Source organism: Bacillus sp. SJS, assembly GCF_000732485.2.
GTDB classification, from domain to species: Bacteria; Bacillota; Bacilli; order Bacillales; family Bacillaceae; genus Metabacillus_B; species Metabacillus_B sediminis.
Genome location: NZ_JAQV02000017.1, coordinates 46,258 through 64,301, shown reverse-complemented (window position 1 = coordinate 64,301; position 18,044 = coordinate 46,258). Strand labels below are relative to the sequence as shown.

20 protein-coding genes and 1 pseudogene are annotated in these 18,044 nt (G+C 43.4%); 7 read left to right on the top strand and 14 right to left on the bottom strand.

What is annotated here, in order from left to right; genetic code table 11:
• Positions 1–232: 232 nt before the first annotated feature.
• Positions 233–835 (top strand): hypothetical protein, encoded by a 603-nt coding sequence (locus AS29_RS10090; protein ID WP_156505923.1) that lies wholly within the window; start codon positions 233–235, stop codon positions 833–835.
• A gap of 322 nt (positions 836–1,157) precedes the next feature.
• Here AS29_RS10090 and AS29_RS10085 read toward each other — a convergent pair whose 3' ends face one another.
• Positions 1,158–1,241 (bottom strand): YjcZ family sporulation protein, encoded by an 84-nt coding sequence (locus tag AS29_RS10085; protein ID WP_035406457.1) that lies wholly within the window; start codon positions 1,239–1,241, stop codon positions 1,158–1,160.
• Positions 1,242–1,344: 103 nt separating this feature from the next.
• Positions 1,345–1,428 (bottom strand): YjcZ family sporulation protein, encoded by an 84-nt coding sequence (locus tag AS29_RS21015; RefSeq protein ID WP_035406462.1) that lies wholly within the window; start codon positions 1,426–1,428, stop codon positions 1,345–1,347.
• A gap of 357 nt (positions 1,429–1,785) precedes the next feature.
• On the opposite strand from AS29_RS21015, the gene AS29_RS10080 reads away from it, so the two are divergent.
• Positions 1,786–2,664 (top strand): peptidylprolyl isomerase, encoded by an 879-nt coding sequence (locus tag AS29_RS10080; RefSeq protein ID WP_051860631.1) that lies wholly within the window; start codon positions 1,786–1,788, stop codon positions 2,662–2,664.
• 230 nt (positions 2,665–2,894) lie between these two features.
• Positions 2,895–3,095: a cold-shock protein gene (locus tag AS29_RS10075; RefSeq protein ID WP_035406464.1), complete on the top strand. Its 201-nt coding sequence runs from the start codon at positions 2,895–2,897 to the stop codon at positions 3,093–3,095.
• A 56-nt stretch (positions 3,096–3,151) separates the two neighbouring features.
• Here AS29_RS10075 and AS29_RS10070 read toward each other — a convergent pair whose 3' ends face one another.
• From AS29_RS10070 to AS29_RS21595, 6 genes are all read right to left on the bottom strand, one after another.
• Positions 3,152–3,340 carry a sporulation YhaL family protein gene (locus AS29_RS10070; RefSeq protein ID WP_035406467.1) on the bottom strand — a complete coding sequence of 63 codons (189 nt, stop codon included), beginning with the start codon at positions 3,338–3,340 and terminating at the stop codon, positions 3,152–3,154.
• Between the two features lie 64 nt (positions 3,341–3,404).
• On the bottom strand, positions 3,405–4,349 hold the full coding sequence (gene yhaM, locus AS29_RS10065) for a 3'-5' exoribonuclease YhaM (protein ID WP_035406470.1): 945 nt from the start codon (positions 4,347–4,349) through the stop codon (positions 3,405–3,407).
• A 52-nt stretch (positions 4,350–4,401) separates the two neighbouring features.
• The gene (locus tag AS29_RS10060; RefSeq protein ID WP_035406473.1) at positions 4,402–7,404 is read right to left on the bottom strand and encodes an AAA family ATPase; all 3,003 of its coding nucleotides are present in this window, start codon (positions 7,402–7,404) and stop codon (positions 4,402–4,404) included.
• On the bottom strand, positions 7,401–8,648 hold the full coding sequence (locus AS29_RS10055; RefSeq protein WP_035406476.1) for a metallophosphoesterase family protein: 1,248 nt from the start codon (positions 8,646–8,648) through the stop codon (positions 7,401–7,403). Before AS29_RS10055 ends, AS29_RS10060 begins: the two co-directional genes overlap by 4 nt.
• Positions 8,649–8,774: 126 nt before the next feature.
• Positions 8,775–9,596 carry a GNAT family N-acetyltransferase gene (locus tag AS29_RS10050; RefSeq protein WP_035406479.1) on the bottom strand — a complete coding sequence of 274 codons (822 nt, stop codon included), beginning with the start codon at positions 9,594–9,596 and terminating at the stop codon, positions 8,775–8,777.
• A gap of 95 nt (positions 9,597–9,691) precedes the next feature.
• On the bottom strand, positions 9,692–9,907 hold the full coding sequence (locus AS29_RS21595) for a hypothetical protein (protein WP_035406483.1): 216 nt from the start codon (positions 9,905–9,907) through the stop codon (positions 9,692–9,694).
• A 135-nt stretch (positions 9,908–10,042) separates the two neighbouring features.
• On the opposite strand from AS29_RS21595, the gene AS29_RS21590 reads away from it, so the two are divergent.
• The 3 genes from AS29_RS21590 (at position 10,043) to AS29_RS10030 (ending at position 11,554) form a co-directional block, all read left to right on the top strand.
• On the top strand, positions 10,043–10,372 hold the full coding sequence (locus AS29_RS21590) for a DUF3889 domain-containing protein (protein WP_051860632.1): 330 nt from the start codon (positions 10,043–10,045) through the stop codon (positions 10,370–10,372).
• 254 nt (positions 10,373–10,626) lie between these two features.
• Complete coding sequence (locus AS29_RS10035) at positions 10,627–10,854, top strand: hypothetical protein (protein WP_035406488.1); 228 nt, start codon at positions 10,627–10,629, stop codon at positions 10,852–10,854.
• A 28-nt stretch (positions 10,855–10,882) separates the two neighbouring features.
• Positions 10,883–11,554, top strand: a complete 672-nt coding sequence (locus AS29_RS10030; RefSeq protein ID WP_035406492.1) for an HAD family hydrolase — start codon at positions 10,883–10,885, stop codon at positions 11,552–11,554.
• 91 nt (positions 11,555–11,645) lie between these two features.
• Here the strand turns inward: AS29_RS10030 and AS29_RS10025 are convergent.
• The 3 genes and pseudogenes from AS29_RS10025 to AS29_RS10015 form a co-directional block, all read right to left on the bottom strand.
• Positions 11,646–12,572 (bottom strand): annotated as a pseudogene (locus AS29_RS10025) (IS1595 family transposase); the annotation flags it as partial.
• A 117-nt stretch (positions 12,573–12,689) separates the two neighbouring features.
• Positions 12,690–13,940, bottom strand: a complete 1,251-nt coding sequence (locus AS29_RS10020) for an ABC transporter permease (protein ID WP_035406498.1) — start codon at positions 13,938–13,940, stop codon at positions 12,690–12,692.
• The gene (locus AS29_RS10015) at positions 13,933–14,832 is read right to left on the bottom strand and encodes an ABC transporter ATP-binding protein (protein ID WP_035406501.1); all 900 of its coding nucleotides are present in this window, start codon (positions 14,830–14,832) and stop codon (positions 13,933–13,935) included. The genes AS29_RS10020 and AS29_RS10015 overlap by 8 nt, the downstream gene beginning before the upstream one ends.
• A 156-nt stretch (positions 14,833–14,988) precedes the next feature.
• On the opposite strand from AS29_RS10015, the gene AS29_RS10010 reads away from it, so the two are divergent.
• The gene (locus tag AS29_RS10010; RefSeq protein ID WP_035406504.1) at positions 14,989–15,174 is read left to right on the top strand and encodes a YhzD family protein; all 186 of its coding nucleotides are present in this window, start codon (positions 14,989–14,991) and stop codon (positions 15,172–15,174) included.
• A 55-nt stretch (positions 15,175–15,229) separates the two neighbouring features.
• Here AS29_RS10010 and AS29_RS10005 read toward each other — a convergent pair whose 3' ends face one another.
• From AS29_RS10005 to AS29_RS09995, 3 genes are read right to left on the bottom strand one after another with little or no spacing between them, the layout of a single operon-like run.
• Positions 15,230–16,000, bottom strand: a complete 771-nt coding sequence (locus AS29_RS10005; RefSeq protein ID WP_035406507.1) for an enoyl-CoA hydratase — start codon at positions 15,998–16,000, stop codon at positions 15,230–15,232.
• A gap of 13 nt (positions 16,001–16,013) precedes the next feature.
• On the bottom strand, positions 16,014–17,168 hold the full coding sequence (locus tag AS29_RS10000; RefSeq protein ID WP_035406509.1) for a thiolase family protein: 1,155 nt from the start codon (positions 17,166–17,168) through the stop codon (positions 16,014–16,016).
• Positions 17,165–18,040, bottom strand: coding sequence for a 3-hydroxyacyl-CoA dehydrogenase family protein (locus AS29_RS09995; RefSeq protein ID WP_035406512.1), 876 nt, complete (start codon positions 18,038–18,040; stop codon positions 17,165–17,167). The genes AS29_RS10000 and AS29_RS09995 overlap by 4 nt, the downstream gene beginning before the upstream one ends.
• Between the last annotated feature and the right edge of the window lie 4 nt (positions 18,041–18,044).

Below are 18,044 nucleotides of genomic sequence, written 5' to 3'. Positions count from 1 at the left end.
CGAACTAGGCTTTGCCTTCATGGCGGTGAACTTGAAAAAGTACACCGCCATGAACACATAAAAGTCCAAAGAAAAGCAGATTTCAACATAAAATAGGGTCCCGATCAGAAAAACCATCTGATCGGAACCCTTTACTTATTATTTCTGGTTAGTTTTGTCCCAGCCTCTTTTTGTATTTCCGCATTGAATTATGGCCGTTCCTCTTCTTAATTTGGCCATTCTGATACTCTTTTTGACCGTTCTGATACTCTTTTTGGCCGTCCGGATTTATCTGTCCGTTCTGGATTGCTTTTTAGCCGTCCGCACGGGGAATGTGTCCGTTGCTCTTCTTAATTTAGCCGTTCTGACACTCTTCTTGGCCGTCCGGATTTATCTGTCCGTTCTGGACTGCTTTTTAGCCGTTTGCACGGGGAATGTGTCCGTTGCTCTTCTTAATTTAGCCGTTCTGACACTCTTTTTGGCCGTCCGGATTTATCTGTCCGTTCTGGACTGCTTTTTAGCCGTTTGCACGTATAATTTGGCCGTTCTGATACTCTTTTTGGCCGTCTGGAATTATCTGTCCGTTCTGGACTCCTTTTTAGCCGTTTGCACGGTGAATTTGTCCGTTGCTCTTCTTAATTTAGCCGTTCTGATACTCTTTTTGGCCGTCCGGATTTATCTGTCCGTTCTGGACTCCTTTTTAGCCGTTCGCACGGTGAATTTGGCCGTTCCTCTTTTCAATTTATCCGTTCTGATACTCTTTTTGGCCGTCCAAATTTATCTGTCCGTTCTGGACTCCTTTTTAGCCGTTTGCATGTGGAATTTGTCCGTTGCCTTCTTAATTTACCCGTTCTGACACTCTTTTTAGCTGTCTGGATTTATTTGTCCGTTTTGGACTACTTTTTAGCCGTCCGCACGGGGGATACAGCTCTTTATCCCCTATTTATCCGTTCTGCCGGACTTTGTTAAGCAACGCAAAAAGCGCCCCCAATTGGGAGCGCTGTAAATTTTGGAGAGACTAGAACAGGGCTGCGGCTCGCGCATAGCACTAGTGTCTAGCTCCAGCGGCTAGCCCCTCGAGGTCATAAGCCGCTCATCCTGCGGAAGGAAAGTTCACCTTCCTCCGGTTGATCGTCTTATGCTTGTCGGGGCTGGTCAAGCCGCCTGCGCTTTTCAAATTATAGCCAAGCTGCACCAACGATGATCAACAAAATGAAAAGTACAACGATTAACGCGAAACCTCCGCCGTAAGAACCGCCCATTGAACACACCTCCTTACTGATGGTTAAGATATACTATGCAATTCTTTTGTATTGCGAATGGGTGTTCATCCTGCATATTGCAGTTATAAGCAGCCCTTATTGACTAGCAAATATACGCTGCACCCACAATAATCAGCAAAATAAACAAAACAACGATCAACGCAAAGCCGGAATTGTATCCTCCCATGACGTATAGCCTCCTTTCGCAGTCAACTCATTATATGAAGGGAAAAGATGCTTGATTGGGCCTTTAGCCCACATCTAAAAATTTTCGCGCATATCCAAATAGTTCCGCGCATGAATTTCACATAATTTCACATATTAGGATTTTGACAGTAAGCTCTCATTCATTTTTATATTAAAAAACCCCAAAAACCCAGAAGCTTTCAGGAATGCTTCTACAGCAGGCTTTTCGGGTTATTTTAATCTTTGTCCTTTCCTATTTGCCCTCTTTTCAGATTGGGTTGCAAAAGTCCCCTGAACATGGCACAATGTTTTATAGTATTTAGTACAAACACTATTAGGGCAGGAGTTGTATCGACTAATGAAAAAAATGGCTATTGCGGCTATTACAGCTACGAGCCTTTTCACGCTCGGCGCATGCAGCAACGGAGCAGCAGGCGGTTCTGATGTTGTGGCTGAGACGAAAGCTGGAAACGTTACAAAGGACGAGCTTTACGAGGCTATGAAATCCCGTGCAGGTGAACAGGTATTGACTGAATTAGTTCATAACAAAGTGCTGGGTGAAAAATACAAGGTTTCAAAAGATGAAATTAAAAAAGAGCTGGAATCCATTAAAGCTCAATATGGTGCTGAACAAATTGACATGCTGGTTAAAAAGCAAGGTCAAGCCTCAGTGGACAATATGGTTAAAACTGAACTTTTGCGCAAAAAAGCTGCAGAAGCTGAGTCAAAAGTAACGGATGAAGATATTAAAAAGTATCATGAGAGCTTAAAAGATAAAGTTAAAGCGAGCCATATCCTTGTTAAGGATGAAAAAACAGCTAAAGAAGTTAAATCAAAGCTGGATGGCGGAGCTAAATTCGAAGACCTGGCTAAAGAATACTCTCAGGATCCATCTGCACAAACCGGAGGATCTTTAGGATGGTTCGGTAAAGGTCAAATGGTTAAGGAATTTGAAGGAGCTGCATTTAAGCTTAAAGAAGGCGAAATCAGCCAGCCTGTTAAAACAGAATACGGCTACCATATTATCCGTATTGATGAAACGTACAAATCTTACGATCAAATGAAGAAAAGCCTGGAAACTGAAGTAAAAGAACAAAAAACCCAGGATCCTGCTGCGATGCAGGCTGCAATCGACAAAGCGCTTAAAGATGCCAAGGTTGTAGTAAAAGATAAACAGCTTAAAGATACCTTTAAAGCTCCTGAACAGCCAGCAATGCCTGCTCAGCCGGCTCAATAAGAATAGAATAAAAAAGGAGAGGAAGCCATACGCGGTTCCTCTCTTTTTTCGGGCCAATTTGAGGCCATTTCTTCTCACCCGGCTTTAGACACTTGCTATTTATTGCCGTTCCTGTTATCCTTATTAAGAATTATTTTTGTTCGGATATTAAGATCGAATACGTTTCAGCTTGATATTTTTAGAGCAAGAATAGTAACACGTTTGTGCGTCATGCACTAGGAGGTAACAAAATGTTAGAAGGTACAGTTAAGTGGTTTAATGCAGAAAAAGGTTTCGGTTTCATCGAGCGCGAAGATGGCGACGACGTATTCGTACATTTCTCCGCTATCCAAGGCGACGGTTTCAAAACTCTAGAAGAAGGCCAAAAAGTTACATTTGAAATCGTTCAAGGTAACCGTGGCGATCAAGCTGCTAACGTAGAAAAAGCATAAGTTTCACCCATATAAAAAGACTCCTGCAAGCAGGAGTCTTTTTTTGCTTTTAAGGTTCAGACAGTCATTTTCTCAGCTTTTCTCCGCTCTCTTTCCGCTTTGATCCGCTCCAAATAGATTTGCCCTTCCTGTTCAATGAATTCCTCATCTGTCCGTATATCTTCTCTTGTAAGTGTTACAAATTTAAAACCGCTGAAAAGCACTCCGCCCATGCACAGATAAATCCACCAAGGCAACGTCAGCATACAGGTTCCTCCTTCATAAGCCAAGCTTTTATCTCATGCTTATGCTGAAGAAGTGCGCATTATGCTAGTTATGAAAAACCGGTTTGTAAAAGGAGCGGTTTTCAAGGGCAAAGACCCTTTCGGAAAATTCTCCGGGTTTTACACGTTCCAGTGCACGGTCAAGCATATTCATTTTAGCATCGAGGTTATCAATGTAATGAAGAATTTCTGCTTCCTTAATCATTGGCGGCTTCGGACTTCCCCACTCTGCTTTTCCATGATGAGAAAGAATAAGATGCTGCAAGACGACGACTTCTTCAGATTCTATTCCCAATTCTTTTGCTGCCTGCGCAATTTCATTCACCATAATGGATATGTGGCCAAGCAGGTTGCCTTCTACCGTATAAGTTGTACTGATCGGGCCGCTTAGCTCTGTTACTTTTCCAAGGTCATGCAGGATTACACCCGCATAGAGCAGATCCGTATCAAGAGACGGATAAAGTGCTGCAATCGATTTTGCCAGATTCAGCATGGATACAACATGGTATGCAAGTCCAGAAACGAATTCATGGTGATTTTTCGTGGCAGCCGGGTATTCAAGAAAAGCCTGCTGATGCTGTTTCACTAGGTGCCTTGTGATGCGCTGGACATTTGGATTTTTCATTTCAAAAATATATTGAGTGATGGTATCCATCATGTCTTCTTTTTTCAAAGGTGCTGTTTCAAGAAAGTCCGAAATATCAAACGTTTCATGGTCATGAAGCGGTCGGATGTTTTTTATTTTGAGCTGGTTTCTTCCTCTGTAATGATGGATATCCCCGGCAATCTTAACAATGCCTTGAGGTCCATAAATTTGTTCGTCCCCCTGGCTTGCATCCCAGAGCTTCGCTTCGATTTCTCCGCTTTGATCCTGGAGGATGAGGGTCAAAAAGGGTTTCCCGTTGCTTGCTACCCCCTTGGTGGATGATTTAATGAGCAGATAAAGCTCCACCTGCTCCCCTACATCAAAATGCATAACTCCTTTAGACATGCTGATTCCTCCCTGTATTTATCTGTGAATAAGTATAACATACCCTCTAAACCTATACGGTTTCTTTCCTCACGCTAACGATTCCCTGCCGTTCTAAAGCCGTTACAGGCCCTGCGAATTGATTTGCTATATGTGTCTGGCATGTAAACATCAGCACCTGCTGTTCAGCAGAAATGTCCTGTAAAATGCCAAGCATCTTTTCTGTTCGTTTTGCATCGAAATGGACAAATCCGTCATCAATCAGTACCGGCATATTCAATGACTCATTTAAGCTTGAAATAAGTGCAAGCCTTAGAGAAAGGTAGAGCTGCTCTGAGGTTGCCTGACTTAACTCACCCGCTTTGAATCGCTGTCCATCCGCCCTCTCAGCGATAAACGTCTGCTCTTGGTCAGGCAGATAAACATTCACATAGCGTCCATCCGTTATCCTTGTAAAAAACTGAATGGTCTTTTCCAGCAATTTAGGCATCCGGACTGTCCGGTGATAATCAATGGTCCGAAGCAGAAAATCCCGTGCTACAGTTTGAACCATCCATTCTCTCGCTGTTCGCCTTGCGTCTTCCTTTTGGAGTTCGTGCCTATGCAAATGATCTGAATAGCTCCCATCTGCTTCAAGCGCCTCAAGCTTGGCCTGTAAAATCGACACCTGTTCCTGCCGGGATTTCAGCTGTTTTTCCAAATTTTCTACATCCAGTGTGACTCTTGCCAAATCGTCTTCAAGCTTGGTCCAGTCCTCAGGCAGAGCTTGTGCGATATGACTGGTTTGAAGCTGTCTTGCCGTCCACGATAATTGTTTTATGATTTCTTCCCGTTTCCCATGCTGAACAGCCATGTTCCTGAATGTTTCTTCATCTGGAGCAGCGGCCATTTCTAACAGCTTTCGATAATCTTCGGTTTTGCTGTTGAGAAGAAGAAGTCTTTCTTCGCATTCTGCTGAAAGCTCATTTATGCGAAGGTCCAGATCCTCAAGCTTCCTTGCCTTCTCTTTCTCCTGTATTAAAGCAGAATAGAGATCATCGATTTTTTTTGGAAGGTCATCGCGGGTAAGGTTAAGGGTACTGGCTGCCTTTTGCTCAAACTGTAAAGCATCCGTTACATTTAACCGGTTTTGGTCCTCTCTTTTCTGCTTTTCTAATTCTTTCTCTTTATACTTTTCTATTATAGCAAGGGATTCTGCCAGGGAAGATGCTGAGGCAGTTTCAGGTAAAAATAATGCCTTCAAAACCGGCTTCAGCTTATGATTCAGCTTAAAGCGCTCACTTTCCCATTCTTCGTACTTTGCAATAACGCGGTCACAGGTTCTTGTCTCCTGCTCTGTTCTAAGCCTCTCAAGCTCGGCCATTTGCTTTATTTGCTCATCCTTCCATAGGGTGCCTTTGAGTTCTTCCAGACGCTTTAAGACCGTGGTGGATGGATTCGTTTGTTCCTGCAGCTCCTGCTCCAAATCCCGCTTTCTTCTCTGCAAATGCTCAAGAAGCGGATCTCGGGCAGTTTGCAGGCTTCGGAAAAAAAGCACTCCAGCAGCCAAACCTGTAAAAAGAAGACCTCCCAATAGCCATTGCTGCTGGATAACCGACCATATACAGCCGGCTGCCGCAATAAGTAAAACGAACATCAAACTTGCAGAGCTTTGTTTTTTACTATTCTCTGATCGTTTCCGCTGGTTTTCGAGATCCCGTTCAACACTCTCTAGTTCCTTTTTGAGCTGCCCGGTCTGCTGGTGGTTATCGGCCTTTTCTAAATGAGAGAGTTCCTGTTCTAAAGCGGTCCGCTCATCCGGATTCATCGCTTTTTCTAAAAGGGAAGCATAGCGGATTTCACTTATATCAAGCGCCTCTTTAGCGCGGTCAAATTGCTCATCCAGCTGGTTTTTTTGCATGAACAAGGTTTTCGCTTCTTCTGTTAGTTCAGCAATTGTGGTTTTCATTTTTATCGTGGTATCAATCCGGCTCAATTCCTCCTGTCTAGGAGGCTGCTCATACACTTGCCCTGCGAGAACGGCCAGCTCCTCATCCAAAGCCTCAATAGCAGAGGTAAGCGCAGAGCGATCGTTTATCAGAGCCTGATACGTACCCGACTGCTCTTTTAACTCCACTATATGTGCTTCTTTTTCAAGAATGTTCCCATCCGGTTTAAAAGCTTCGGCTTTAGCCATAAGCTGCCGGATTTGTTCTTTCATTCTTCCGGTTTGGGCTTTAAGCGGTTCCATTTCTGTTAACAATTTTTCAAGCCTGCTGATCCCCTCTGCAGGGAAGCACTTCGTGTCCGGCAGGGCCTCAAGCTCCTGGGTTAAAGCTTCCTGCTCCCTTAAGAGCGGCAAATAAGAAACAACTCTGCTTAAATAGGATTGTTTTTTTCTTCCTTCACTTACGTTTAACTCCAGCTGAAGAACGTCCCTCTCAGCCTCTTCCTTCTGCATCATCAGCTGATGATATTCACTGGCTGCCTGAGCCGCTGCTTTTACGGCATCGGCTGTTTTCTTCACTTTTCCCAGCTTATCATTTAGTGCAGGCTTCTTGCCATTAGGCTTAAACAAGCGGTCCTGTTCTTTTCCGAGCCTCTGCTCAAGCTTGTAAATAGCATCTGTTCCTACCATGCTCGTTACATAAAGGAATTTGCCTATCTCTTCTTCATTGAGGCGTTCAATTTGCTGAAGGCCATGCAAATCAAAGGAAAAAACAGATTGGAAGAACGCTTTATCCATCCCGCCTGTCCATTCGCGCAGCAGCGCCTCACCCGCTGTTTGACCGTCAGGAAGATCAATCCTTGCCTCTCCGCTTGAGCGGCCCCGGACCCGTTCAATTTTAACAATACCCGTACCGCTCACTTCAGCAACGATCGCCCCGCCGAAAACCTGACCTTCTTTCGGTTCGTATTTGCTGTCCGTCTGCTGTTTTTGAGGCAGCCCGAAAAGAATGCTATGTATAAAGGACATAATCGTGGATTTTCCGGCTTCATTCTGTCCGTAAAACAAAGAAGCCGGAGCATTATGAAGTTTGATGTGCCGATTGATAAACTGGCCATATCCATAAATTTTAAGCTCTCGGATTTTCATTTATGAAGCTCTCCCTCCTTCAGCAGCTGTGTTAAAATGAGAGACTCCGCTTCCTTGATTATTTCCTGCTGCTCTTCCTCTGAGAACTCTTCTACGTATTTTCGAACTGATGCATTTCCGTACAAAGGCGCAGCAGCTTCTGCAAAAAAACCGTAGTTTTCCGTAACGTTTAAAAAGTCCCTGTAAAAAACTGAATCCTGTTTAAGTTTTTCTTTATCAGCATGAAAGACCGTTTCGTCAGATATTTTCCGAATCCAAACAAAATCGGTCCGCTCTTCTTCCTCTTCATTAATCGCAGAAAGCAGGTCTCTTGCCGTTTCAGCCTGCTTTAAATCTGCAGCAAGCACGGTTTTTCCTGACAGGGTAATCGTCAAGATAACCGGGCATCCCTCATTGCGGAGAGCTTCTTTTTCCCGTTTAATAAGCTCCATAAGCTGATCCGCGGTTTCCGTTTCATCTAAGGGGATGCGGCGTTCCAGCCACAGTACATCATGAAGAGGGGAAAAAACAGGATTCACACCCGCTTCATTTATTGTGACGGTATAACACCCTTTCTCCCCTGTTTCCTTCCGGTGCCTCCCCTGAAGATTTCCCGGATAAACAATTGTGGTTTCCTGTGAGGGGAGAATAGCCCTTTTGTGGATGTGACCCAGCGCCCAATAATCAAAACCTGCTGACTCCAGCTGACGGATGGTAAACGGGCTGTATACATCATGCTCCTCCGTTCCTCCCTCAAGCGATCCATGGAGAAGTCCGATGTGAAAAGGAGCCCCCTCCTGTTTTCTATAGTGCGGCGTAAGATTTGCTGTAACAGAGCGCTCCGGATAGCTATATCCATAAAGGTGAGCAGCCAGTTCTGCATTTTTATAAAATGGCAGGCACTCTACCTGTTTATGACTGAAAACATGGACATTTTCGGGCCAGTCTATTTGAAGCCATTTCCCCCCTAAATGATCATGATTACCGTGAATAATATATACATGAATTCCAGACTCATTCAATTTCTCAAACTCTCTTTTTAGCCTGAGCTGCGCCTTTAAGCTTCTGTTTTCCCCATCAAATAAATCTCCGGCTAAAAGAAGGAAATCTGCTTTTTCTTCTATAGTAAATGACACCAGATTTGAAAAGCTTGCAAACGTACTTTCCTTCAGCCGCTGCAGAATGGATTCAGGCAAATGCTGAAGCCCGGCGAATGGACTATCCAGATGCAAATCAGCAGCATGAATAAATTTTATAGATGGCATGGTAATTCCCACTCTCTTTAGACCTTTGCATATATTTTATCATCACAGGGAGGGGAATGCACGTTCTTATGCATTTCCTTGCTTAACAGGAAAAAGAACCTCCCCTAAAGGAAGTTCTGATATCGATTATTTCGTTAAATAATAATCCTGTGCATAATAAGCCCTGAATCCGCACGATTCATACAGCTTCAAGGCGCGGGTGTTTTTTGCCTCCACCTCGAGAAAAACCGAGTTGCCTTTCGACGTTTCTTCTTCCAGGATGCGGAACAGTGTTTTTCGGCCAATCCCTTTTTTCTGATGCTCCGGAGAAACAGCAAACCCATAAATCCACGCTTCACCTTTTTCAGCTGCGACCCGCACTTTTCCAACCGCTTTTCCATTATTCTCAATGATCCAGAACTGCTGGCCCTGCTCCTGTTTCCTGCTTTTTGTAAAGGCTTCTGCTTCTTCAAGTGAAAATCCAAAGCAGTCTGCTTCGAGCTGAACCTCCAGTGCAAAATCCTCTTTTTCCGAGCTCCGGAGAATGACGTCCTCAGTTACCGGAAGGGGTCCGCCCATCCATTTCATTTGATGCTCAGTGAAAACAAAAGGGACCTGGATCTCATTTAAAAAACCTTTTGCTGATTTGGAGTTGGAGGGCGCATTTAAAAGGATGGTGTGATACCCCTGACTTCGTGCTTCTTCCAACGCTTCCTTATACATGGCAGAAAACAGGCCATTTCGGCGGTACTCCGGCTTCACCATACCGCACATCTCGACTTTATTGCCGAAACCATATAAGCCTATGAAAGCTGCTAATCCATCTGGTTCATAATGAAAGAAGTCCTGTTTCACTCCGTTTTCTCTGCACACCAGCATGTCCCAATTGAGCTTTAACTGAATTCCATCTGCTTCTTCGCATACCGCTTGAAGCTTTTTTATATGTGACAATTGTTCTTTTGACAGCATGATAAACCCCCTTTTGTCTGTTTTAGTCATTCTCTGTGAGGTACTTTAAATCCTCTATGAAAACTGTTGAAAAAAAGGAACAAAGAGAGGAAGCTTCAATCGCCTCCTCCACCGCCTCCGCCATCTCCGCCCCCGCCGCCGTCAAAGCCACCGCCGTCTGATGAAGAGTCGCCTGAGTCGCCTGAGTAAAAAAACGGCATGAAACCTGAGCTGCTGCTGTTTCTGTTCCCTTGATGATCCTTCGTTCCCTTAACTGCTTTATAAATGATAAATGTTATTCCCGCTATAATAGCCAAACCTATCCATGCCATATCCCGATTCCCCCATTCTTTTCGTGTTCAGTTCCGATTAAAATCCACCGCCCGAACCGTCATGTCCGGATCCTCCCTTTTATTAGAATATCAACCATACATAAGGGAAGACTATCCAGGAGGAAGGTGATAACAATGAAAAAGTGGTGGATTTCCCTTTTTGCTTCCCTTGTCATTATATACGGCTGGAACTTGGAAAAGGTTTCATTTTCCAGTTATTCCGCACAAGCAGCGAAAACCCCTGATTTCACGGCTGCAGCAAAAAAAGAAGCGGTAAAGGTTTATCCATTAAGCCAGGTCATTATGGCGAAGCAAATTTTCGAGCAGACAAAAAAAGACCAATCATTGAAACAGTATCATCTGACATTGGCTGAAGGACAGAGAACCATTCAAGTGATTGTTGTGATTCATTACAAAACGGGAACAAAAAAGGTTCACTCTGTACAGGTGCATGAAATGAAGTAAGCACATGCCTGCTTTTATGAAGCAGGTTTTTTAGGTTTCAGCCCCTGCGTAACCTTTGAGTTTTCTGCCGGTACCGTTCTTTTAATTAGGCTGTTTTCTAAAGATTGTTGCTAAGGCTTATAAAAGATATTTACTTACCTTATTATGGTATAATTAGGTAAAAATGTTTTATTAACCAATGGGAATGTTATTGTAAAAGAAATAATTTAAACTGTATAATTATGGTTTTTTGAAATGAGACAGGGGGATATAAAATGAAGGGTTTCATAAATTTTTCACCCTTGCTTTTGGTGATTTTAGGGGTTCTAAACTATATGTATTTTGCTAAAGATATTGTTTCAACTGTTGTACTTTTATCTCTTGCGGTTATTGTTTCAATATATAATATGATTAAAAAAAGCTATACTATCGCTTTATTAAGCATTCTAATTGTTATAGGTTTGGTAGGGTTATTTACCCATCTGGTAAATTCGGGTATATAAATTTTATGTTTGAAAGGCTGTGGATTTTATGCAGGATTATGAAGCAATACTATTTGACTTAGATGATACCTTACTTAATAGAGATAATGCAGTTGATAAAATGTTTTTAATGATTTTAGAAGAGTGTTATGAAGATGTTAAACATTCAGTTAAACTCGAAATGTTACAAAAATTTAAAGAGTTTGATAAAAGAGACTATGGCTATAGTGATAAAACAAGAGTCTTCGAGTCATTTTTCGAAGAATTTCCACCAAAATATAGATTGATAGGTGATAACATTCAAGATTTTTGGAATAATTATTTTCCACATTGTTTTTCCATAAGCCAAAATACAATATATCTCTTAAATGCTATAAGAAAGCAATTGAAAGTTGCAATTATAACAAACGGCTCAACGCCGCGACAAAAAGCAAAAATACTTAATACTAATTTAGATGATTATTTTGATATAATCATCATTTCTGAAGAAGTAGGGTTTAGTAAACCTGACAAAGATATATTTGAATTAGCACTAAATAAGCTAGATGTAAAACCCGAATCCGCATTATTTGTTGGAGATGACATAGTGAGAGATATTGGTGGTTGTCAAAATGTTAATATAAAAGGCATTTGGTTCAATCCTCATATGAATAAGAATGATACCGATATAAAACCATATGCTGAAATTGATTCTCTTGATAGATTATTAAGTTATATTTGACTCTAATAAGATTGTGAAGATTATTTCTAAATTACCTGGTAGTTTTAGATTAATACCCGATAAAGCTGCTTCCTTTTGGAAGTGGCTGTTTTTACACCTCACGCAAATAATTGACTGTAATCAAATTGGATTTTTGACACGCACTCAGAAGCATTTGTTTTACTCGCTCCTTGGTCGCCATTTTCTTGCTCTGTTGAAGGAAATTGAACCAGTAGAGGTAGTTATCCAGATACTTGGTTGCCACACCTTGGAACCGCTGCATCCAATCCTTTAAACGTTTATGGTAGCTATTGACGTGTTGAAGATGGTATGTGCCTTTTTTGACATAACCTTCTTTACTTAGGTTAATGGTCTCGTGTTTTAGCTCCTTCATAACAGCGAACTTCTTATAATTCGTAGCCGTATCTGTGCATAGCAAAGAAGATGGGTCGATAAAATCACCAATAACCGCATCGATTTCTTCAGCCCTTACTCGCCCAGTGCCAGCTTTTTGGGCAATCACTTGTCCATTACGGTCTTGTGCCACCACAACTGCGATTTTGAGGTTACTAATACCTCTCTTCTTATCTCTACCTCCACGTTTCTTTGGTTTTCTATCGACCACTTCACGCCCTTTTAAAGACTCCTTAAAAAAAGTCTCGTCACTTTCAATGATGCCTTTTAAGGTTTGAAATCCTAATGAGTGAAGAGCGAAAAGTACCTTGTGTCGCCAGTAGAATGCAGTAGATAGCTGGATGCCCAGTCTTTCAGAAATTTTAGGTAAGGTATATCCCTCCACCATTAACAGGAAGAATGTAGACCACTTCCCAAGATAACGAGTTCCCGATATAGGAGTGTTTGTTAGGTCATTGAAAGACTTGCCGCAATCACGACAAAAATATCTTTATCTATTTCTGTATTTACCGTTACGCTTCACCTTTACACTGCCACAATGAACACAACCTATTCCTTCGTTGAAGCGTGTTTCTCTAATTGATGTAAACGCATCTTTCATATCTTCATCAGCATTCGTGAAAAATTCTTCTTTTATAAGGTCTTTGGGAGTATGGTCAAAAAAGCAACAATCTATACGAAAACAGCCTTTAATTAACATCCCGCATAGAAAAAAGAGCCCGGCTTAACCCGGGCTTTCCGTTTAGTGATCCTTTCCGATGCTAATCGCTTTCTTAATATCCTTCAGCGAGCTTGAGCTTCCATACATGAGCACCCCGCCTTTGTATACACGCGAACCAAAATAAGCAAGCAGATAGATGGAAGCGATCAATATAAAGATTGACAGTCCAACCTGCCAGAACGGAACATCCAGCATCCCTACCCTTAGGAACATAATCATCGGTGCGAAAAATGGGATAAAGGATGTTACCGTAACAAACGTATTATCCGGATTACCAAGATTGAACATCGCAATCATGAAGCCGGCAACGACGATGAAAATCATCGGCGTAATCATTTGCTGAACATCTTCTATTCTGCTTACAAGCGAGCCAAGGAACGCCGCCAGTGTAGCAAAAAGGAAGTAGCCAAGCAGGAAGAAAATGAAGCAATATGCGATGGTCGCAGGAGATGTATTGGAAATACCCATCACCCCGCCGCTCATCGCATCAATCTGAGCCATTTTATCTTTGACAGCAAGGAAACCGACACCAATCATGATCGCGAGCTGCGTTAAGCTGACAAGTGCGATACCTAAAATTTTAGCGAACATCTGCTGAATAGGCGAGATGCTTGAAATCAGAATTTCCATCACTCTGGAGGATTTCTCCGTCGCCACCTCCATGGCAATCATACTTGCATACGTTATGACAGAGAAATAAATAACAAACAGCATGACATACACAAGCCCGCGGGCCTGATTTAATTCTTCCTCAGACTTTGCATTTTCCTGAAGTGCGTTCTTTTCCATTTCCACTGGAGCAAGAAGCTTTGAAATCTGAGCAGTGTCCACACCGAGTTTTTCTGTCCCGATCGCCACTTTGGTCTGCTGCAGCGACTGATCAAGACTGTATGCGAATCCGGAATCTACGACAGATTCAGCGTTAAAGGTTCCCTCCGGCATGCCTTCTGCATCACTTTTCAGCACCACATAAGCATCAAGCTTTCCGTCCAGCACCTGCTTTTTGAGTGTGTCTTCATTTTCTGATGATTGCTTTATCTCCAACTCTTTATCAAGTGCTTCTGCATTTTGGCGGAACGGCTCGAAAAGGGAGCCCCCTTCGTCGATTACGGCAATTTTTTTTGGTTCGTTTTTATTGAACATCTCCATTACATTTTGGAGGTTGGAAATGCCGAATATTAATAGAAGGGAAATACCGGTTGTAATTAGAAAAGATTTTGACTTCACTTTGTTTTGATATGTATACAGCATCACAACCCAGAATTTACTCATAGGACGCACCTACCTTCTCAATGAAAATATCATTTAAAGAAGGTTCTTCCAGAACAAATTTACGGATGAATCCTTTGTTTTGAATGGCTGCCAGCACATCCTGCGACACTTCCTCGCCGGTTACCTGGAGCCTGATGCCCTCTGACGTTTTCTTATGTTTGATAACACCTGGGAGTTCACTGAGATAGGTTAAATCAAAATCACCATGAATGATGACATTTTTCTTTCCGAAGGACCGTTTAATATCCTTCAATCCGCCATGAACAACCGGCTTTCCTTTATGCATGATGCATAAATGGTTGCACATCTCCTCAACATGCTCCATTCGGTGGCTTGAGAAAACGATTGAAGTCCCGTGCTGTCTCAGTTCTTCAACCGCTTCTTTCAAAAGCTCAACGTTTACCGGGTCAAGCCCTGAGAAGGGTTCATCCAGAATCAGCAGCTTCGGTTTGTGAAGCACTGCCGTTATAAACTGGATTTTCTGCTGATTTCCTTTAGACAGCTCTTCAACTTTTTTATTCATATACTCAGGCACCTTAAAGCGGTCAAGCCATTTAGTCAGTTCTTTTTCTGATTCGCTTTTGTGCATTCCTTTTAATTTAGCCAAATACACAAGCTGGTCCTTCACCTTCAGCTTCGGGTAAAGTCCTCTTTCCTCAGGCAAATAGCCGATTTGATCAGTGGTTTTGTAATTAATGGGCTCTCCTTGCCAGCTGATTTCACCGCCGCTTGGATGCAGCAGCCCAAGAATCATTCTGAATGTGGTCGTTTTTCCCGCACCGTTCGCTCCTAAAAAGCCAAAGATCTCTTTCTCCGGTATTTCGAGATTCAGCTGATCAACAGCTGTATGCGCTCCAAAATTCTTCGTTACTTTATTCAGCATTAAGGCCATAAATATCCCTCCTCTAATGGTTCATTACGTGCCTGCTGGTAAAAAGTTTCAATTTCATCATAAATGATTAAAATGGAAGTTAGAAGAAGGAATTTTGGAATTCGTTTCCGAAATAATAATAGAGGACGATTTTAATGAGGCAAAGGGGAGGCAGCTATGGGAAAGTACTACTTAACTGTATTTGAAAAAAATGGGGAAAAGCTTCTGGATGAAAGCTTCGAGGCAGCGAGCGAGCAGGAAGCAAAAGATCTTGGCATTCAAAAACTTGAGGAAAAAAATTATACAAAGAAAACGCACCGCTGTGTGAATGCGGCCGGCAAGATGGTGTTATTTGAGCGTTAGAAAAAGAGGTGCTACCAGCACCTCTTTTGTGTGTTTGCCTATTCTATAGCATTAATTACTTTCCCGAAAACTGAGGCTGTCTCTTTTCAAGGAAAGAAGAAATACCTTCCTTGTGATCCTTTGTCTGTCTCATTTTATATTGGGAAGAGGTTTCAAGACTTAAGATGGTTTCAAGGTCTGCTGCACTTCTAGAGGTGTAAATGCGTTTTGTCTCAATCATGGCAGCGACGGGTTTTTCAAGCCATTCAGAAATTTTCTCTTCTACAGCCGCTTTCATATCCCCTGCGACCATTTGATCAATAAGGCCGGCCTGCATCGCACCTTCAGCCGAGAGTCTTCTTCCCTCCCAGATCATCTGCTTCGCTTTTGTTTCACCTAAACGTTTTTCCATAAAGAAATGGCCGCCGCCGTCCGGAATCAGACCGATTCCGATAAAGTTCATTGAGAGAATCGCCGTTTCATGCGCTATCACATGGTCGCATGCCAGTGCCAGGCTGAAGCCAAGTCCGGCTGCGGCACCATGAATAGCACTGATGGTGAGCTTCGGCATCGTATACAGCTCGGTAATCATTTGCGAGATCGTATACATGACGGATGAAAATGCGGACTCATCCATATCAGAAAGCATTGACTTAATATCGCCGCCAGAGGAAAATCCCCGTCCTGCTCCTGAGATCACTAAAACATCCGCTTCACTATCCCGCACCTCTTTAAATGCTGCGAGAAGCTCGCTCAGCATTTCGCCGTCCATTGCATTCAATACGTCCGGTCTGCTCATTTCAACTTTTGCAACTCTTCCCTCATACACTACATTTACCGTGTTCATTGCTTCATCCCCTTTAGTTTAATCGTTCAATGATGGTAGCTACAGCCATTCCGTGGCCAATGCAGATCGTCAAAAGTCCATAGCGGCCATTTCTGCGTTCCAATTCATGAAGGAGTGTCGTCATTAGTTTAACGCCTGTTGCTCCAAGAGGATGGCCAAGTGCTATGGCCCCTCCGTTTACATTTACTTTCTCTCTGTCCGGTCCCAATTCCTTCATCCAGGCTAAAACGACAGGCGCAAAGGCTTCATTTATTTCAAACAGATCGATATCTTCAATCTTAAGCCCGGCTTTATCGAGCACTTTTTTCGTTGCCGGGATGACACCATCCAGCATTAATATGGGATCTGACCCAACGACAGTGTTCGCCGCAATTCTCGCGCGCGGCTTGAACCCCAGCTGCAGCGCTTTGTTTTTTTCCATCAGGAGAATCGCCGCAGCTCCATCACTCATCTGGCTCGCATTTCCTGCCGTAATGACGCCGTCTTCTTTAAAAACAGGCTTTAATGCAGCCAGGGCTTCGACCGACGTGTCAGCACGGGGGCCTTCGTCCTGTGTTACGGTAATGGTTGTGCCTTCTCGGTCCATTCCTGTTACAGGGAATATTTCCGCATCAAATCTTCCATTTTTCTGAGCTGCGAGCGCCTTTTGGTGGCTTTCAAATGAAAATCGATCCAACTCTTCCCGTGTCAGGCTGTATTTTACTGCAATTAGTTCGGCTGATACTCCCTGATGAACAAAATGATATTGATCTTTCAGAGAAGGCGGGATGGTTTGGTCATTTCCATCACTCAAAATTGGAACCTTTGTCATGCTCTCCACTCCGGCGGCGACGGTAATGTCCATATCTCCTGACGTAATTTCCTGGCAGGCAAACTGGATGGCCTGCAATCCTGAACCGCACATCCGATTCAGCTGAACAGATGGCACGGTTACGGGAAAACCAGCGTCAAGAGCAGCGAGGCGGCCAATGTTTAAGCCCTGTTCCTTGATCGGACTGACACAGCCCATGACCACATCCTCGATCAGGCTTGGATTTAACCCGGAACGCCGAGTCAGTTCTTTAAGAATTCCCGAAGCGAGATGCACCGGATGCGTTTCGCGGTAAACTCCCTTTCGCTTGCCTGCGGGGGTCCGGACCGCTTCAATGATGACGGCTTCTCTGCTCATTGTTTACTCGTCTCCCTTTGGTCCGTATAGGTATAAAAGCCTTTTCCTGTTTTTCGTCCAAAATGGCCTGCTTCAACCATTTTTCTCAAACTCTGCGGAGGCAAAAAGCGATCGCCATAGGCAGCGGCCATTCCTTCGCTGACGAACAGCATTGTATCAAGTCCGACAAGATCGGCAAGCTCCAGCGGTCCCATTGGATAGTTCAGCCCCAATCGGATCGCTTTATCAATACCTTTGGCATCTGCCACCCCTTCTTCATGCATCCTTATGCATTCCAGCAGATGGGCAGTAAGAGCCCTGGTTGTGACAAAGCCCTGCCGATCCTTAACAATCACCGTTTCCTTCCCTATTTCCTGGGAAACCTCTTCTACAGCTTTAATGGTTTCGGCTGATGTATCCTCTCCCTGTACGATTTCAATCAGCCTCATGACCGGCGCAGGATTGAACCAGTGCATCCCGAGTACTTTATCCGGACGGCTTGTAGCAGCCCCAATCGCTGTAACACTTAATTCAGATGTATTGGTAGCCAAAATGGCTTCCTCCGGTGCCAGCCGGTCGATTTCCTCAAATACTAGTTTTTTTAAGGAAAGTGATTCAGGAACCGCTTCGATGACAAGCTCCGCGTCCTTTACCGCTTCCCACACATCATGAACAGGACGGATATGCTCCATAACCGTGAAAACAACCTCTTTGTCCATTGTTCCTGCTTTAACGAAGCGCTGCAGGCTTTTTTCAATAGAGGCTTCTGCCTTTTTCAGCGATTGTTTTGAGGAATCATAGAGTGTGACCCGTTTTCCTCCCATTGCCAGTGACTGGGCAATGCCGCTCCCCATTAACCCCGCCCCGATCACCGCTATTTTTGTCAGGCCCATAAGC

Bases quoted from the DNA above. Each gene is read 5' to 3' on its own strand.
- AS29_RS10075 (WP_035406464.1), top strand. From the start codon at position 2,895: ATGTTAGAAGGTACAGTTAAGTGGTTTAATGCAGAAAAAGGTTTCGGT.
- AS29_RS09995 (WP_035406512.1), bottom strand. From the start codon at position 18,040: ATGGGCCTGACAAAAATAGCGGTGATCGGGGCGGGGTTAATGGGGAGC.
- AS29_RS10085 (WP_035406457.1), bottom strand. From the start codon at position 1,241: ATGGGCGGTTCTTACGGCGGAGGTTTCGCGTTAATCGTTGTACTTTTC.
- AS29_RS10060 (WP_035406473.1), bottom strand. From the start codon at position 7,404: ATGAAAATCCGAGAGCTTAAAATTTATGGATATGGCCAGTTTATCAAT.
- AS29_RS10050 (WP_035406479.1), bottom strand. From the start codon at position 9,596: ATGCTGTCAAAAGAACAATTGTCACATATAAAAAAGCTTCAAGCGGTA.
- AS29_RS10000 (WP_035406509.1), bottom strand. From the start codon at position 17,168: ATGAGCAGAGAAGCCGTCATCATTGAAGCGGTCCGGACCCCCGCAGGC.
- AS29_RS10055 (WP_035406476.1), bottom strand. From the start codon at position 8,648: ATGCCATCTATAAAATTTATTCATGCTGCTGATTTGCATCTGGATAGT.
- AS29_RS10010 (WP_035406504.1), top strand. From the start codon at position 14,989: ATGGGAAAGTACTACTTAACTGTATTTGAAAAAAATGGGGAAAAGCTT.
- AS29_RS21015 (WP_035406462.1), bottom strand. From the start codon at position 1,428: ATGGGAGGATACAATTCCGGCTTTGCGTTGATCGTTGTTTTGTTTATT.
- yhaM (WP_035406470.1), bottom strand. From the start codon at position 4,349: ATGTCTAAAGGAGTTATGCATTTTGATGTAGGGGAGCAGGTGGAGCTT.
- AS29_RS10020 (WP_035406498.1), bottom strand. From the start codon at position 13,940: ATGAGTAAATTCTGGGTTGTGATGCTGTATACATATCAAAACAAAGTG.
- AS29_RS10070 (WP_035406467.1), bottom strand. From the start codon at position 3,340: ATGCTGACGTTGCCTTGGTGGATTTATCTGTGCATGGGCGGAGTGCTT.
- AS29_RS10030 (WP_035406492.1), top strand. From the start codon at position 10,883: ATGCAGGATTATGAAGCAATACTATTTGACTTAGATGATACCTTACTT.
- AS29_RS10080 (WP_051860631.1), top strand. From the start codon at position 1,786: ATGAAAAAAATGGCTATTGCGGCTATTACAGCTACGAGCCTTTTCACG.
- AS29_RS10015 (WP_035406501.1), bottom strand. From the start codon at position 14,832: ATGGCCTTAATGCTGAATAAAGTAACGAAGAATTTTGGAGCGCATACA.
- AS29_RS21595 (WP_035406483.1), bottom strand. From the start codon at position 9,907: ATGGCATGGATAGGTTTGGCTATTATAGCGGGAATAACATTTATCATT.
- AS29_RS10005 (WP_035406507.1), bottom strand. From the start codon at position 16,000: ATGAACACGGTAAATGTAGTGTATGAGGGAAGAGTTGCAAAAGTTGAA.
- AS29_RS21590 (WP_051860632.1), top strand. From the start codon at position 10,043: ATGAAAAAGTGGTGGATTTCCCTTTTTGCTTCCCTTGTCATTATATAC.
- AS29_RS10035 (WP_035406488.1), top strand. From the start codon at position 10,627: ATGAAGGGTTTCATAAATTTTTCACCCTTGCTTTTGGTGATTTTAGGG.